We start from the raw sequence: 14,662 nt of genomic DNA on the forward strand, positions 1-14,662 counted from the left end.
GAAGTCAGGTACTTTCGCGTTCGATCACCTGGCATTGCAACAGATTCAAGCGTTGCACCTCGTCGCCAGGTAATACCCCAAGGCTTTCCAGTACGCGGGTTGCGGCCAGTACGCCAATCTCCAGCGCCGGTGGTTGGATGGTGCTCAGGCTGGGCAGGAGCATCTCGGCGAATGGGTAATCGCCAAAGCCAAGAACGGCGCAGTCTTCGGGGATTTTCAAACCGGCCCGTTGCCCGGCGAGCAGGCCGCCGGCGGCGAGGTTGTCGTTGGCGAAGATGATCGCGTCGGGGCGTGGTGAGGCGCTCATCAGGGCGTCCATCGCCTGTTTGCCGGCCTCGAACGGTGCGCGATCAGCGTCAGGGGCGTAGACCCACGACTCCAGGCCGGCATTTCGCAAGGTCGCCGCGTAACCGTCGCGGCGTTCCAGTGCGCTGAAATCTCCCGGTGCACTGTTCTGCACGAAGGCAATTCTTCGATAGCCTTTTTTCAGCAGATGTTTTGCCGCCGTCACACCTACGTCGAAATGCGAAAAACCGATCTGCATCGGCTCACGATCCGGTTGGTAATCCCACGTCTCGATCACCGGCACATCGGCCTCGGCGATCATCTTTTCCGTGCCGGCACTGTGAAAGTGACTGGTCAGCACCAGCGCCGCCGGCGACCAGCCGAGAAATGCGCGTACGGCGTTTTCTTCCTGCTCGGTGCTGAAGTAACTCGATGCCAGCAACAGTTGATAACCATGACGACTGAGGGTGTCGCTGAAACCCTGAATGGTATTGGCGAAGATCGGCCCGGAGATGTTCGGGATGACCATTCCGACGATTTTTCCCCGCGCCGAGGCCAGACCGCCGGCCACCAGATTCGGTACATAGCCCAACTCAGCTACCACCGCCGCAATCCGCTCCCGACGCTCGGGCGAAACCTGCTCCGGCTGGTTGAAGTAGCGCGACACGGTGATCGCTGAAACTCCGGCCTCGCGCGCGACGGCATTCAGGGTCACGCGTCCGGCGCCACGGCGTTTTCGGGGCTTTTCTTCGCTCATGGTTCGATCCTTGTTAAAAACCAAATCGCATATAAAACTAATTTTTCAGTATTGGACGGTCTATGTGCAGATGGCCAATATTGGCGATGTTAGCGCTAACAAAGCGCGCTGTCTGCTACTCGCTCGAGCGAATGCCCAAGACACCGATTCAGGCGTTGTCGTCGTAGAACGGCAGCGGTTAAGGGCCAATTTCGAGCGGGCAGAGCATGCACAATATTCCTGGGGCGACACACACACTGGCGCAGTCGATTCGCGCCGCCGGCTGGCTATTCACCGGGTTGGCGGCGCTGCCGTTGCCCAACGCATTCGCTGCCGAGAGCAGTGAACAGGAGCCGACACTCAAATCCGTGACTGTCACCGCGACCCGTCGCGAAGAGTCGCTGCAAAAAGTCCCGGTTGCGGTCTCGGTGATCGACGGTGAACAGCTTGAGCGCGACAACCGCAACGGCGTGGCGAGCATCGTCCAGCAAGTGCCGTCGCTGAACTTCCGCACTGGCGCTTCGAACAAGGACACCTCGTTGTTCGTTCGTGGGGTCGGCACCATTTCCACCTCGCCGGGCGTCGAGCCGACCGTGGCGACGGTGATCGATGGCGTGGTGTATGCGCGGCCGGGACAGTCCACGCTCGACCTGCTGGATCTGGAGCGCGTCGAAGTGCTGCGCGGCCCGCAAGGCACGCTGTTCGGCAAGAACGCCTCGGCCGGCGTGCTCAACATCACCAGCAAGGCACCGACCGCCGAGACTCACGGCTACATCGATCAGTCGTACTACAGCGGCAACGAAAGCCGCACTCGATTCGGCATCGGCGGCAGCCTGATTCCGGACACGTTGAAAGGCTCGATCAGCACGCTGTTCGGCAGCTACGACGGTAACGTCGACAACCAACACAACGGTCAGGAGGTCAACGGTTACAACCATCGCGGCGTGCGCGGAAAACTCGAATTCACCCCGAATGACGACGTCACTTTCACCCTGATCGCCGATTACATGCAGTCCCACGACGACGGTCCCAACGGCGTGGTCAGCAAGTCGCTGACGCCGGCCTTCGCCAACGCGCTGAGTCCGGTCAATGCAAGCAGCCACAACCGCGACATCAACACCGACACCCGCTCACACGTTGAAGACACCAACAAAGGCCTGTCCGGCCAACTCGACTGGCAACTGGGCGATTACACCCTGACGTCGATTACCGCATGGCGCGGCTGGGACAACACCCAGTATCAGGACGGCGACCGTCTCGGCACAGTGACCGCAGCGTTTCCCGGCACCGCGGACAAAGGCGATCTGGCCTTCGATCAATACTCGCAGGAGCTGCGTCTGGCCTCACCGAAAGGCGAATTCCTCGAGTACGTCGGCGGCCTGTTCTACATGCACGGCAAGGACGACGAGACCTATCAGCGCACGCTGACCACCACCACGCGCACCGACCGTGGTGTCGCCGATTACAGCACCACCAGCGACAGTTACGCGGTGTTCGGTGAGAGCACGCTGAACTTCACGTCCGACTTTCGCGGCATCGCCGGCCTGCGCTACACCCATGATGATCTGGAATACGATCACCGCCGCGTCTCCACTTCAGCGACCACGGTCAGTGGCATTCAACCGGCGACCAGCAGTTCCGGGTCGGTGGACGAAGACGGCTGGTCCGGGCGCCTTGGTGTGCAGTACGACTTGAGCGATACGGTCACCACTTACCTGACCTACTCGCGCGGCTACAAAGGCCCGGCCTACAACGTGTTCTTCAACATGCAACCGCGTGACACCGAAGCGCTCAAGCCGGAGACCTCGAACACCTGGGAAGCCGGGATCAAAGCCACTTCCTGGAACAATCGCCTGACCACCAACCTCGCGGTGTTCCACAGCGATTACGACAACTATCAGGCGAACTTCTTTGACACCGTCGCCGGGCAAGTAGTGACGCGTTTGATCAACGCCGGCAGTGTCAGCACCGAAGGTGTCGAACTCGATTACGCCTTGCAGGCGACCCAGCAATTGAAACTGTCCGGCGCACTCGCTTACACCCGTGCACGCATCGACGAATTCGCCTGCCCGGCGGGCGCGGCGGCGTCGTGCAACGTCAACGGCAAACCGCTGCCGTTCAGCCCGGACTGGAAAAGCTACGTGCGCGCCGACTACAGCATCCCGCTGGATAACGGTCTGGATATCGAGCTCGGCACCGACTACAGCTGGCAGAGCGAAGTGCAGTACGACATCAGCCAGAACGCCGACACCAAACAAGGCGCCTACGGTCTGTGGAACGCCAGTGTTGCGCTGGCCGATTACAGCAATGGCTGGCGCGTCGCGCTGCTGGGCAAGAACCTCACCGATAAGTCCTATTCGCCATTGCTCGCCAGCGGCGGCAATTACATTTATCGCGCCGTGCCACGGGATGACGAGCGCTATTTCGGCGTGCAACTGCGCAAGGATTTCTGAGATGAGCAGACAGTTGAAACTCGGTGCGTTCCTCATGGCCACCGGGCACCACGTTGCGGCGTGGCGTCATCCGGATGTACCGGCCAATGCGGGTCTGGATTTCGCCCATTACAAACGGCTGGCGCAGATTGCCGAGGCGGCGAAGTTCGATGCGTTGTTTGTTGCTGACAGTGTTGCCGCGCCGACTCAGGACATCGCCAGTCGCATGGCGCGCTCCGATCACTTCGAACCGCTGACCTTGCTCTCGGCCCTCAGTGCGGTGACCGAGCACATCGGCCTGATCGCTACGGCGACCACCAGTTACAACGAGCCGTATCACGTGGCGCGCAAATTTGCCTCGCTCGATCATCTTTCGGGTGGGCGTGCGGGGTGGAATCTGGTGACATCGGACAACGCTGCCGAGGCGCTTAATTTCGGGCGTGACGAACATATCGGCCATGCCGAACGCTACAGCCGCGCTCGCGAATTTCATCAGGTAGTCACCGGGCTTTGGGACAGTTGGGAGGATGATGCGTTTGCGCGCGACAAGGCCAGTGGGGCGTATTACGACCCTGCGAAGCTGCATGTGCTGGATCACGTCGGCGAGCACTTCCGGGTCAAAGGCCCGCTCAACGTTGCACGCTCGCCGCAGGGGCAACCGGTGATCGTGCAGGCCGGCTCTTCCGAGACTGGGCGTGAATTGGCGGCGCAGACCGCTGAGGTGGTGTTCACCGCGCAGACATCCTTGGCCAGTGCTCAGGCGTTTTACGCTGACCTCAAAGGACGTCTACCGAAGTACGGACGCAGCGCCGATTCGCTGAAAATAATGCCCGGGGTTTTTGTCGTGGTCGGCCGCACCGAAGCGGAAGCGCAGGAAAAATGTGAAACGTTTCAGCAATTAGTCGAACCCGAGGTTGGCGTCGCCTTGCTTGGGCGTATGCTGGGCAACTTCGATTTGTCGAAGTACCCGCTGGACGGGCCGTTGCCGGAATTGCCGCTGACCGAAAGCGGTCAGCAGAGCCGGCAGAAATTGCTCACTGAACTGGCGGGCCGGGAGAACCTGAGCCTTGCCGAACTCGGGCGCAAGATTGCCGGCGGGCGCGGGCATTACAGCCTGGTCGGTACCTCCGAGCAGATTGCTGATCGCTTGCAGGAATGGTTCGAACAGGGCGCGGCGGACGGCTTCAATGTGCTGGTGCCGCACCTGCCGGGCGGGCTCGAAGATTTCGCCAATGGCGTGGTCCCGGAACTGCAACGGCGTGGTTTGTTCAGAACGGAGTATGAGGGCCGGACGTTGCGCCAGAACCTTGGCCTCGCCCGACCGAACAATAGATTTGTGTAACACCCTTCGCGAGCAAGCTCGCTCCCACAGGGAAATGCATTCCAAAGGTGGGAGCGAGCCTGCTCGCGAAGCAGTCGACACCCATTTCAAGACAGACAAGAGAGGATTCGATGACTTACACCGCTGCCGAAAACCGCTACGACTCCATCCCTTACCGCCGCGTCGGCCGCAGCGGTCTGGTGTTGCCGGCGCTGTCGCTGGGTCTGTGGCACAACTTTGGCGACAGCACGCCGATCGACACCCAGCGCGCCTTGCTGCGCACTGCATTCGATCTGGGCATCAACCACTTCGACCTGGCTAACAACTACGGCCCGCCGTACGGCAGCGCCGAAATCAATTTCGGTCGCCTGCTGCGCGAAGACTTCAAGCAGTACCGCGACGAACTGATCATCTCCAGCAAGGCCGGTTGGGACATGTGGCCCGGCCCTTACGGTCAGGGCGGCGGCTCGCGCAAATACGTGCTGGCCAGCCTCGACCAGAGCCTGCAACGCCTCGGTCTGGACTATGTGGATATCTTCTATTCGCACCGCTTCGACCCGGACACCCCACTGGAAGAAACCGCCAGCGCCCTCGCCACCGCCGTGCAGCAGGGCAAGGCGTTGTACATCGGTATCTCGTCGTACTCGGGTGTGAAAACCCGCGAGATCGCGGCGCTGTTGAAAGAGTGGAAAGTGCCGCTGCTGATCCATCAGCCGGCGTACAACCTGCTCAATCGCTGGGTGGAAAAAGATCTGCTGGATACCACTGATGAACTCGGCACCGGCGTGATTGCGTTCACCCCGTTGGCGCAAGGTCTGCTCACCGACAAATACCTCAATGGCGTGCCGGCAGATGCGCGGGTCAATCGTCCGGGCGGTGGTTCGCTGCAGGCTTCGCACTTGTCCGAGGCCAACATTGCTCACGTGCGGGCGCTGAATGAAATCGCCAAGCGTCGTGGTCAGAGCCTGGCGCAACTGGCGCTGGCGTGGACGTTGCGGGATCCGCGAGTAACCTCGGCTTTGATTGGTGCGAGCCGGCCGGAGCAGATTATCGAGAACGTCGGGGCGTTGAAGAATTTGAGTTTTAGTGCTGAAGAGCTGGCGGAGATTGACCGGTTTGCCCAGGAGGGCGGGATCAATCTGTGGGAGAAGCCTTCGACGGCGGAGTGATGAAGATTGGGTTGGGTCAGCAAGATCCAACCCCCTCACCCCAGCCCTCTCCCCCAGGGGGCGAGGGGGAAAGGGAGCCGATCTTCATGCTTTTCAATACTTGAATTCAACCCGATATTTCAGGTCGGTGTAGCTCGTACAAACACCTCGGTCAGTCCCCTCTCCCTCAGGGAGAGGGTTAGGGTGAGGGGCTTTTGCTGTTCAAGGCTCAACGAAAAAACGGCACATCCCCCAACACCGTCGCCCGCTGCATCACCCGCCGCGCCGGGCGGTAATCATCCACCGCGTAATGCTGCGTCACGCGGTTATCCCAGAACGCAATATCGTCCTGCTGCCAGCGCCAGCGAATGGTGAATTCCGGCCGCGTTGCATGGGCGAAGAGAAATTTCAGAATCATCTCGCTCTCGGTTTCCGACAGCTCATTGATCTTCGACGTGAAGCCTTCATTGACGAACAACGACCGCCGTCCACTGACCGGATGCGTACGAATCACCGGATGCGACAGCGGTGGATTCTTGCGTCGCGCCTCTTCCCACTGCGCCAATGCTTCAGGCGTGTTGCCATAGCGCTCCAGCGGAAACGAGCGTGTGAAATCGTGAGTCGCGGTCAGCCCTTCCAGCAAACTTTTCAGCGGCGCCGACAGCGCTTCATACGCGGCAATGCCGCTGGCCCACAGCGTGTCGCCACCAAACTCCGGCAGCAACTTGGCGCTGAGCACCGCGCCCATCGCCGGGGTCGGCAGGAAGGTCACGTCGGTGTGCCAGATCGCGTTGTCGCGCACGTCGGTGACGGCGGTGTCGAGGATCAGCACTTCCGGTTGTTCCGGCACGTTCGGGTAGATCGGGTGGATGTGCAGGTCGCCGAAATAGGCGGCGAAGCGCGCCTGTTGCGGCGGTTCGATTGGCTGATTGCGGAAGAACAGCACTTGATACTTGAGCAGCGCCTGTTCGATGGCGTCGCGGTGTTCCAAGGTCAGCGGCTGGCTGATGTCGACGCCGCTGATCTGTGCGCCGAGGGCTGAGCTTAATGGGGTGATGTTGAGGCTGCTCATGGTCTTTCTCTTCAATTCTCGGGCCCCGATGTGTCGGGGTAGTCAGTGCTGAAAAAATCAGTGGGCCTGGCCGTGCCACGGCACCAATTTGCGCTGCAGGGCGCGCAGGCCCATTTCCATGGCGAAGGCGATCAGGGCGATGACCAGAATCCCCAGCACCACGACATCAGTGACCAGGAATTGCGCGGCCGACTGCACCATAAAGCCCAAACCACTGGTGGCGGCGATCAGTTCAGCGGCAACCAGTGTCGACCAGCCAACGCCCAGACCAATACGCACGCCGGTAAGAATGTCCGGCAGCGCGCTCGGCAAAATCACATGACGAATCAGCTGCACGCGCGTCGCTCCCAACGACTGCGCTGCGCGCAATTTCGCTGGATCAACTGTGCGCACGCCAGTGGCCGTAGCAATGGCAATCGGCGCGAAAATCGCCAGATAAATCAGCAGCACTTTCGACAACTCGCCGATGCCGCACCAGATCACGATCAGCGGCAAATAGGCGAGCGGCGGAATAGGGCGGTAGAACTCGATCAGCGGATCGAGCACGCCACGGGCGATGCGGTTGGCCCCAATGGCGATACCCACCGGCACAGCGGTCAGAATCGCGAAACCGAGGCCCAGACCGATACGGCTCAGGCTCGCGCCCAAGTGCTGCCACAACGTCGAATCCATGTATCCCGTGGTCGCCAGCAGCCAACCTTTTTGCAGTACGGCGGACGGTGGCGGCAGGAACAGCGGCTCGATCAATCCAGTGGCGGTCACTGCCCACCAGATTGCCAACAATGAAAACAAGGTCAGCAAGCTGATCCAGCGCGTGCTGAGGCTGCGGCGCACCGGAGTCGCCACGGATGCGCTGACCGGTTTTACCGCAGCCGAGGAAACGTCGTAACTGCTCATGCGCGCTCCTGCCGTTGCCCGGCGCTGCGTTGCGAGAACACTTTGCTCAGCACGTGTTCGCGGGTTTCGATAAAACGCGGATCGGATTTGATCGCACGGGCGGACTCGCCAGCGGCGTAACGCTGGCCGAAATCCAGGTGCAGGCGTTCAACGATTTGCCCCGGATTCGGCGCGAGCAGAATCAGGTCAGTGGCGAGAAACACCGCTTCTTCAATGTCGTGGGTGATCAGGAAAACCGGCTTGGCGGTGCGCTGCCAGACTTGCAGCAACAATTCCTGCATCTGTTCGCGGGTGAACGCGTCGAGGGCGCCGAAGGGTTCATCCATCAGCAATACGCGTGGGTCGGCAGCGAGGGCGCGGGCGAGGCCGACACGCTGTTTTTGGCCTCCTGAGAGTTGCCAGATTCGACGACTTTCGAAACCGGAAAGATCAACCAGTGCGAGCATTTCGCGGGCGATTTTTTCGCGTTTGTCCTTGGCGACACCGGCCAGCTCCAGACCGAATGCAACGTTGGCCAACACGTCCTGCCAAGGCAGCAACGCGTCGTCCTGGAACACCACGCCACGTTCGGCGCTCGGGCCTTTGACCGGTACGCCGTCGAGGGTGATGCGCCCGGCGCTCGGTTCGACGAAACCGGCAATCAGGTTCAACAGCGAAGTCTTGCCACTGCCGGACGGGCCGAGGGCGACCAGCAATTGCTGAGGCCCCAGGGTCAGAGAAATATCCGCCAGCACCGGTTCCGGGCTGCCCGGGTACTGTGCGCTGATGCGCTCCAGCTGTAGCAAGGCCATCGCAGTTAACTCCCGATCAATTGGTGATGTATTTGGCGCTGACGTACGGCGCGTAGTCCGGCAGAACGGCTTCGACCTTGCCTTGCTCCTTGAGGAACGCGGCGGTGTCGGTGATGGCTTTGGTGGTCGGCGCGCCGAGGGTGACGACCTGATCAGCTGCCAGCGGGTAGATGTTGCCTTGCAGCAGCAGCGGAATGTCGCTGGCCTTGGCGCCGGAGAGTTTCACCAGTTTGTCGACGTTGGCTTGATCGGCGAGCCAGGCTTTCGGGTCTTTGCGGTAATCGGCGTAGGCGTCGAGGGTGACCTTGGCGAACGCGGTGACGATTTCCGGGTGCTTCTCGGCGAAGTCTTTGCGCACGATCCACGCATCGAAAGTCGGCGCGCCAAACTTGGCCAGCTCGCCGGAGGTGATCAGCACTTTGCCGTTTTCCTTGGCCACGCCCAGCGCCGGATCCCACACGTAAGTGGCGTCGATGTCACCGCGTTTCCACGCGGCGATGATCGCTGGCGGCGCGAGGTTGAGCACGGTGACTTTTGATGGATCGATGTTCCAGTGCTTCAGTGCGGCGAGCAGGCTGTAGTGACCGGTCGATACGAATGGCACGGCGATTTTTTTGCCGACCAGATCCTGCGGGGTCTTGATGCCGGAACCGTCGCGAGCAACGAGTGCTTCGGCGGCGCCGATCTGTGTGGCGATGAGGAAGGTTTCGACCGGGACTTTGCGGGTGATCGCAGCGGTCAATGGGCTGGAACCGAGGTAGCCGATCTGCACGTCACCGGAGGCGATGGCGGCGATGATGTCGGCGCCGTTGTCGAACTTGCGCCAGGCGATATCGGCTTTGGTGGCTTTTTCGTAAGCGCCGTCGGCCTGGGCGACTTTCGCCGGGTCAACGGTGGTTTGGTAGGCGACGGTGAGGTCGGCGGCCTGAGCCAGAAAGCTTGCAGCAGCCAGAGAGGCCACGGCGAGCAGGCGAAGCGGGAAATTCAGTTTCATTGAACAGCTCCATATCAGGCGACCGAGCGTCGGCGTGAAAGGAGACTAAATGATCTAAGAATCAGTAAATAAATAACTTTTTCGAATGAGCTTATGAGCGGAAAAGTCTAAGAGCGGGGGAATTGTGGGGTATTTCGGATTTTTCGTTCGGCGTTAGATTTTTTCCCCCTCACCCCAGCCCTCTCCCCCAAGGGGGCGAGGGGAAAGGGAGCCGATCTCTGTGCTTTTCAAGGCCTGAGTTCGGCTTGGTATTGCAGGTCGGCGTAACTTTCATGAGCACCTAAATCAGTCCCCTCTCCCTCCGGGAGAGGGCTAGGGTGAGGGGCCTTTAGTTGCTGATCGCGAGAATGCTCGCCTGATACGACCCAACGAACACATCAAAATCGCCCACTTCGTTCTGCTCCAGCTCAGCCTGCGCGGCCAAAGAAGTGCGCGCCAGTTCCTCAAACTTTGCCTGCTCTTCCGCCACCAACGGCTCGCTACGGAAAAACTCGGCATGCGCCTGACTCTGGCGCAAGGAGAACTGCGCAAAGCTCTCCTTATGCTCAGCCATCGCCGCCAGAACCTGTGCGGACGGCGTCAGGGACGGGTCGCTGACCTTGGCCAGTTGCGCGTCCAGCGCCTTGCTGTGGGCATCGCCGCCATGGCTTTGATCTAGCAGCGCCGCCAATGGCGCGATTTGCTCCAGCAGTTCGGCCGCCCAGGTCTTCATCTCCACCGACTCACCGTCACGCTGCAATTGCAGGCCCGGACGGCGACCTTCTTTCACGACGCTGAGGAAGTTCGACGTGGCGTTGCCACACGAAGTGTTGGTCAGCAGCGGGCTGTCGTTCAGCGCGCAGTACAGCAGGAACGCGTCGAGGAAGCGCGATTCGGTCAGGTCGATGCCCATCGGCAGGAACGGGTTAATATCCAGGCAACGCACTTCGACGTATTGAATGCCACGTGCGACCAGCGCCTGAATCGGCCGCTCGCCGGTGTAAGTCACGCGTTTCGGGCGGATGTTGGAGTAGTACTCGTTTTCGATTTGCAGGATGTTGGTGTTGAGCTGCACCCACTCGCCATCCTTGTGCGTGCCGACTTCAACGTACGGCGCGTACGGCGTGGCCACGGCTTTGCGCAGGCTGTCGGTGTAGCTCGCCAGATCGTTGTAGCACGGCGTCAGACCGGCCTGGGCGTTGCTCTGATAACCGAGGTCGCTCATGCGCAGGCTGGTCGCGTACGGCAGATACAGGGTGTCCGGATCGAGCTGTTCCAGCTGATGCGAACGACCACGCAGGAAACCGGCGTCCAGCGCAGGCGAGGCACCGAACAGGTACATCAGCAGCCAGCTGTAGCGACGGAAGTTGCGGATCAGCGCGATGTAGGAAAACGACTGGTAATCGCGGTCAGTGCCGACAAAACCTTCGGTTTCGCGTAGCAGCGGCCAGAGCTGTTCCGGCAGGGAGAAGTTGTAGTGAATCCCGGCGATGCACTGCATGGTCTTGCCGTATCGCAGGGCCAGACCTTTGCGATAAACGTACTTGAGCTGACCGATGTTGGAGGTGCCGTAATAGGCGATCGGAATGTCTTCCTCGGCCGGCAACGGGCACGGCATCGATGGACTCCACAGGTACTCGTTGCCGAGTTTGCTGTAGGCAAAACGATGAATCTTGTCCAGGCTCGCCAGCGTATCAGTCGGGTCGGGCAGGGCGGGCGTTATGAATTCCAGCAGCGACTCGGAGTAGTCGGTGGTGATTTGTTCGTTGGTCAGCGCGGAACCCAAGGCTTCGGGGTGCGGCGTTTGCGCCAGGCGACCTTCGCTGGTCACGCGCAGGCATTCACGTTCGATACCGTGCAGGCACTGCTCGAGCAGAGAGAGGTTAGCGCGCTCGCCGAGCAGAGCCAGGCGGCGGTTGAGAAGTTCGCTCAATTTGGATTCCTTCACGCGTCAGTCGCCCCAATATGGGGGTGGGCAGGACGGTCTACAAGGGTGAAGTTGAAACTGGCGTTATCGCCTGGTTTTTCGGGCCTGTAAGCCCCCGTTGAATCGCCAACTTCATTCCCTGAATCTGGCGGATGCACGCGAACTGTGGGAGCGAGCTTGCTCGCGAAGGCGGAGTGTCAGGCGACTTGAGGCTGACTGAAACGCCCTCTTCGCGAGCAAGCTCGCTCCCACAGAAAAGCTCGACGCTGCGATCACAGCGCCGAAATTAACTCAAATTGATGACCACAAGCTACAGGACAGCGAACGTGCCTTGTGCTTTTGCGACCAGTTTGTCGCCCTGCATCACGTCGGCCTCGACCACTAACGTGCGCCGGCCCGGGTGAATCACCCGTGCCGTGCACAGCACCTCACCGTCAGAAACGGCGCGGATATAGTTGATCTTGCACTCGATGGTCGCGCTCTGCTGATCGAAGCCGTGGGTGCTGGAACAGGCCAGCCCCATGGCAATGTCGACCAGACTGAACAGCGCGCCACCGTGCAATTTGCCGCCGCGATTGCGCAGTTCCGGTTCCAGCACCAGGGCGACTTGCGCCACCCCGGTTTCCAGGCTGTGCAGGCGGCAGCCCAACAGCTTGAAAAACGCGCTCTCGACGAGCCCGGCCGGAATTTCCATCAGCGTTTCTTCAACTGCTTGGCGTTGGCGAACAGCGAGGCCATCGCGTTGCTCACTGGTGCGGCAGTCGCAGTTTCCTTGCGTGGCGCGTTGTTCGAAGGCTGGCGCTGCGCCGAGCCAGGACGCGAACCACGCGCACCGTCGATCTTCTCCCCCGGGGTGTCGCCCATGCGCATCGACAGGCCAACGCGTTTGCGCGGAATGTCGACTTCCATGACCTTCACCTTGACCACATCACCGGCCTTCACCGCTTCACGCGGATCCTTGATGAACTTCTCCGACAGCGCCGAGATGTGCACCAGACCGTCCTGATGCACGCCGATGTCGACGAATGCACCGAACGCGGTCACGTTGGTCACCACGCCTTCGAGGATCATCCCCAGTTGCAGGTCTTTCAGATCTTCAACGCCTTCCTGGAACTCGGCAGTCTTGAACTCCGGACGCGGGTCGCGGCCCGGTTTTTCCAGTTCCTGGATGATGTCGGTGACGGTTGGCAGACCAAAAGTCTCGTCGGTGAATTTCTTCGGATCCAGACGCTTGAGGAAGCTTGCATCGCCGATCAACGAGCGGATATCACGGTCGGTTTCAGCGGCAATGCGTTGCACCAGGGGATAGGCTTCCGGGTGCACCGCCGACGAATCCAGCGGGTTGTCGCCGTTCATCACGCGCAAGAAACCGGCCGCCTGTTCGAAGGTTTTTTCGCCCAGACGCGCGACTTTCTTCAGTGCTGCACGGGTTTTGAACGCGCCATGTTCGTCGCGGTGAGCAACGATGTTTTGCGCCAGGGTCGCGTTGAGGCCGGAGATACGGGCCAGCAGCGCTACGGATGCGGTATTCACATCAACGCCAACGGCGTTCACGCAATCCTCAACCACGGCGTCCAGACCGCGCGCCAGTTTCAGTTGCGAAACGTCGTGCTGATACTGGCCGACACCGATGGATTTCGGATCGATTTTCACCAGTTCGGCGAGTGGATCCTGCAGACGACGGGCAATCGATACCGCGCCACGGATCGACACGTCCAGATCCGGGAATTCCTTGGCCGCCAGTTCCGACGCCGAGTACACCGATGCACCCGCTTCGGAAACCATGACCTTGGTCATTTTCATCGCTGGGTATTTTTTGATCAGTTCGATCGCCAGTTTGTCGGTTTCACGGCTGGCGGTGCCGTTGCCGATGGCGATCAGATCAACCGAGTGCTTGGCGCACAGGGCGGCCAGAATGGCGATGGTCTGATCCCACTTGTTGTGCGGCACGTGCGGGTAAACCGTGGCGTGGTCGAGCAGTTTGCCGGTGGAGTCGACCACGGCAACCTTGCAACCGGTACGCAGGCCCGGGTCGAGGCCCAGGGTTGCGCGCGGGCCTGCCGGCGCGGCCAGCAGCAGGTCGTGCAAGTTGTGTGCGAACACGTTGATCGCTTCGGTTTCGGCGCCGTCACGCAGTTCGCCGAGCAGGTCGGTTTCCAGGTGCGTGTAGAGCTTGACCTTCCACGTCCAGCGCACCACCTCGCCGAGCCATTTGTCGGCCGGACGGTTCTGGTTCTGGATGTTGAATTGCTGACCGATCATGCCTTCGCACGGGTGCATGGTGCCCGGCAGCTCGTCGCCGACTTTCAGCGCGGAGCTGAGGATGCCTTCGTTGCGGCCACGGAAAATCGCCAGCGCACGGTGCGATGGCATGCTTTTCAGCGGCTCGTCGTGTTCGAAGTAATCGCGGAACTTGGCGCCTTCCTCTTCCTTGCCAGCGATGACGCGGGCACTGAGGGTGGCTTCCTGTTTCAGGTAGTTACGCAGTTTTTCCAGCAGGCTGGCGTCTTCGGCGAAACGTTCCATGAGGATGTATTTGGCGCCTTCCAGCGCAGCCTTCACGTCGGCCACGCCTTTTTCGGCGTCAACGAAGCGCGCAGCTTCGGTTTCCGGGGCCAGGTTCGGGTCGTTGAACAGACCATCCGCGAGGTCGCCGAGGCCGGCTTCCAGGGCGATCTGGCCCTTGGTGCGGCGCTTCTGCTTGTACGGCAGGTACAAGTCTTCGAGGCGGGTCTTGGTGTCGGCGAGTTTGATGTCGCGCTCGAGGGCAGGGGTGAGTTTGCCTTGCTCCTCGATGCTGGCGAGGATGCTGATGCGCCGTTCGTCGAGTTCTCGCAGGTAGCGCAGGCGCTCTTCCAGATGACGCAATTGGGTGTCATCGAGGCTGCCGGTGACTTCTTTCCGGTAACGGGCGATGAAGGGAACGGTAGAGCCTTCATCGAGTAGCGCGACGGCCGCTTCGACCTGTTGTGGGCGTACACCGAGTTCCTCGGCAATGCGGCTGTTGATGCTGTCCATAAAACCACCTGACATATTGTGAAAGCAGGCTCGCAGGCGCACAAATAAAGGCCCGGAGTCTG

General features: G+C 60.6%; 11 protein-coding genes. 3 read left to right on the forward strand and 8 right to left on the reverse strand.

Going from position 1 to position 14,662, the window contains the following annotated elements:
* Window positions 1–4: 4 nt before the first annotated feature.
* Window positions 5–1,042, reverse strand: coding sequence for a LacI family DNA-binding transcriptional regulator (locus ACZZ0G_RS13060; protein ID WP_463556403.1), 1,038 nt, complete (start codon window positions 1,040–1,042; stop codon window positions 5–7).
* 206 nt (window positions 1,043–1,248) lie between these two features.
* On the opposite strand from ACZZ0G_RS13060, the gene ACZZ0G_RS13065 reads away from it, so the two are divergent.
* The 3 genes from ACZZ0G_RS13065 (at window position 1,249) to mgrA (ending at window position 5,943) form a co-directional block, all read left to right on the forward strand.
* Complete coding sequence (locus ACZZ0G_RS13065) at window positions 1,249–3,474, forward strand: TonB-dependent receptor (protein WP_463556404.1); 2,226 nt, start codon at window positions 1,249–1,251, stop codon at window positions 3,472–3,474.
* A 1-nt stretch (window position 3,475) separates the two neighbouring features.
* Window positions 3,476–4,795 carry an LLM class flavin-dependent oxidoreductase gene (locus ACZZ0G_RS13070; protein WP_463556405.1) on the forward strand — a complete coding sequence of 440 codons (1,320 nt, stop codon included), beginning with the start codon at window positions 3,476–3,478 and terminating at the stop codon, window positions 4,793–4,795.
* A 110-nt stretch (window positions 4,796–4,905) separates the two neighbouring features.
* Entirely contained in the window at window positions 4,906–5,943 is a 1,038-nt protein-coding gene (mgrA, locus tag ACZZ0G_RS13075; RefSeq protein ID WP_007917913.1) for an L-glyceraldehyde 3-phosphate reductase, read from the forward strand.
* Between the two features lie 208 nt (window positions 5,944–6,151).
* Here mgrA and tauD read toward each other — a convergent pair whose 3' ends face one another.
* The 7 genes from tauD to ACZZ0G_RS13110 all read right to left on the reverse strand — a co-directional run bounded on the left by tauD (window position 6,152) and on the right by ACZZ0G_RS13110 (window position 14,600).
* Window positions 6,152–6,994 (reverse strand): taurine dioxygenase, encoded by an 843-nt coding sequence (gene tauD / locus ACZZ0G_RS13080; RefSeq protein ID WP_463556406.1) that lies wholly within the window; start codon window positions 6,992–6,994, stop codon window positions 6,152–6,154.
* A gap of 57 nt (window positions 6,995–7,051) precedes the next feature.
* The gene (gene tauC / locus ACZZ0G_RS13085) at window positions 7,052–7,891 is read right to left on the reverse strand and encodes a taurine ABC transporter permease TauC (RefSeq protein WP_463556407.1); all 840 of its coding nucleotides are present in this window, start codon (window positions 7,889–7,891) and stop codon (window positions 7,052–7,054) included.
* Entirely contained in the window at window positions 7,888–8,682 is a 795-nt protein-coding gene (gene tauB, locus ACZZ0G_RS13090; protein WP_038359812.1) for a taurine ABC transporter ATP-binding subunit, read from the reverse strand. Before tauB ends, tauC begins: the two co-directional genes overlap by 4 nt.
* 16 nt (window positions 8,683–8,698) lie before the next feature.
* Entirely contained in the window at window positions 8,699–9,676 is a 978-nt protein-coding gene (tauA, locus tag ACZZ0G_RS13095; protein ID WP_463556408.1) for a taurine ABC transporter substrate-binding protein, read from the reverse strand.
* A 328-nt stretch (window positions 9,677–10,004) separates the two neighbouring features.
* A complete protein-coding gene (gshA, locus tag ACZZ0G_RS13100) occupies window positions 10,005–11,588 on the reverse strand; it encodes a glutamate--cysteine ligase (protein ID WP_463556409.1) in 1,584 nt (527 codons plus the stop codon).
* A gap of 304 nt (window positions 11,589–11,892) precedes the next feature.
* Window positions 11,893–12,276, reverse strand: coding sequence for a PaaI family thioesterase (locus tag ACZZ0G_RS13105; protein ID WP_007917925.1), 384 nt, complete (start codon window positions 12,274–12,276; stop codon window positions 11,893–11,895).
* Window positions 12,276–14,600, reverse strand: coding sequence for a Tex family protein (locus ACZZ0G_RS13110; RefSeq protein ID WP_463556410.1), 2,325 nt, complete (start codon window positions 14,598–14,600; stop codon window positions 12,276–12,278). Before ACZZ0G_RS13110 ends, ACZZ0G_RS13105 begins: the two co-directional genes overlap by 1 nt.
* Between the last annotated feature and the right edge of the window lie 62 nt (window positions 14,601–14,662).

The sequence above is a fragment of the Pseudomonas sp. AC169 genome, assembly GCF_979258515.1.

Coding starts and splice junctions, on each gene's coding strand:
- mgrA (WP_007917913.1), top strand. CDS start 4,906: ATGACTTACACCGCTGCCGAAAACCGCTACGACTCCATCCCTTACCGC.
- ACZZ0G_RS13070 (WP_463556405.1), top strand. CDS start 3,476: ATGAGCAGACAGTTGAAACTCGGTGCGTTCCTCATGGCCACCGGGCAC.
- tauB (WP_038359812.1), bottom strand. CDS start 8,682: ATGGCCTTGCTACAGCTGGAGCGCATCAGCGCACAGTACCCGGGCAGC.
- tauC (WP_463556407.1), bottom strand. CDS start 7,891: ATGAGCAGTTACGACGTTTCCTCGGCTGCGGTAAAACCGGTCAGCGCA.
- ACZZ0G_RS13105 (WP_007917925.1), bottom strand. CDS start 12,276: ATGGAAATTCCGGCCGGGCTCGTCGAGAGCGCGTTTTTCAAGCTGTTG.
- ACZZ0G_RS13060 (WP_463556403.1), bottom strand. CDS start 1,042: ATGAGCGAAGAAAAGCCCCGAAAACGCCGTGGCGCCGGACGCGTGACC.
- tauA (WP_463556408.1), bottom strand. CDS start 9,676: ATGAAACTGAATTTCCCGCTTCGCCTGCTCGCCGTGGCCTCTCTGGCT.
- ACZZ0G_RS13110 (WP_463556410.1), bottom strand. CDS start 14,600: ATGGACAGCATCAACAGCCGCATTGCCGAGGAACTCGGTGTACGCCCA.
- tauD (WP_463556406.1), bottom strand. CDS start 6,994: ATGAGCAGCCTCAACATCACCCCATTAAGCTCAGCCCTCGGCGCACAG.
- ACZZ0G_RS13065 (WP_463556404.1), top strand. CDS start 1,249: ATGCACAATATTCCTGGGGCGACACACACACTGGCGCAGTCGATTCGC.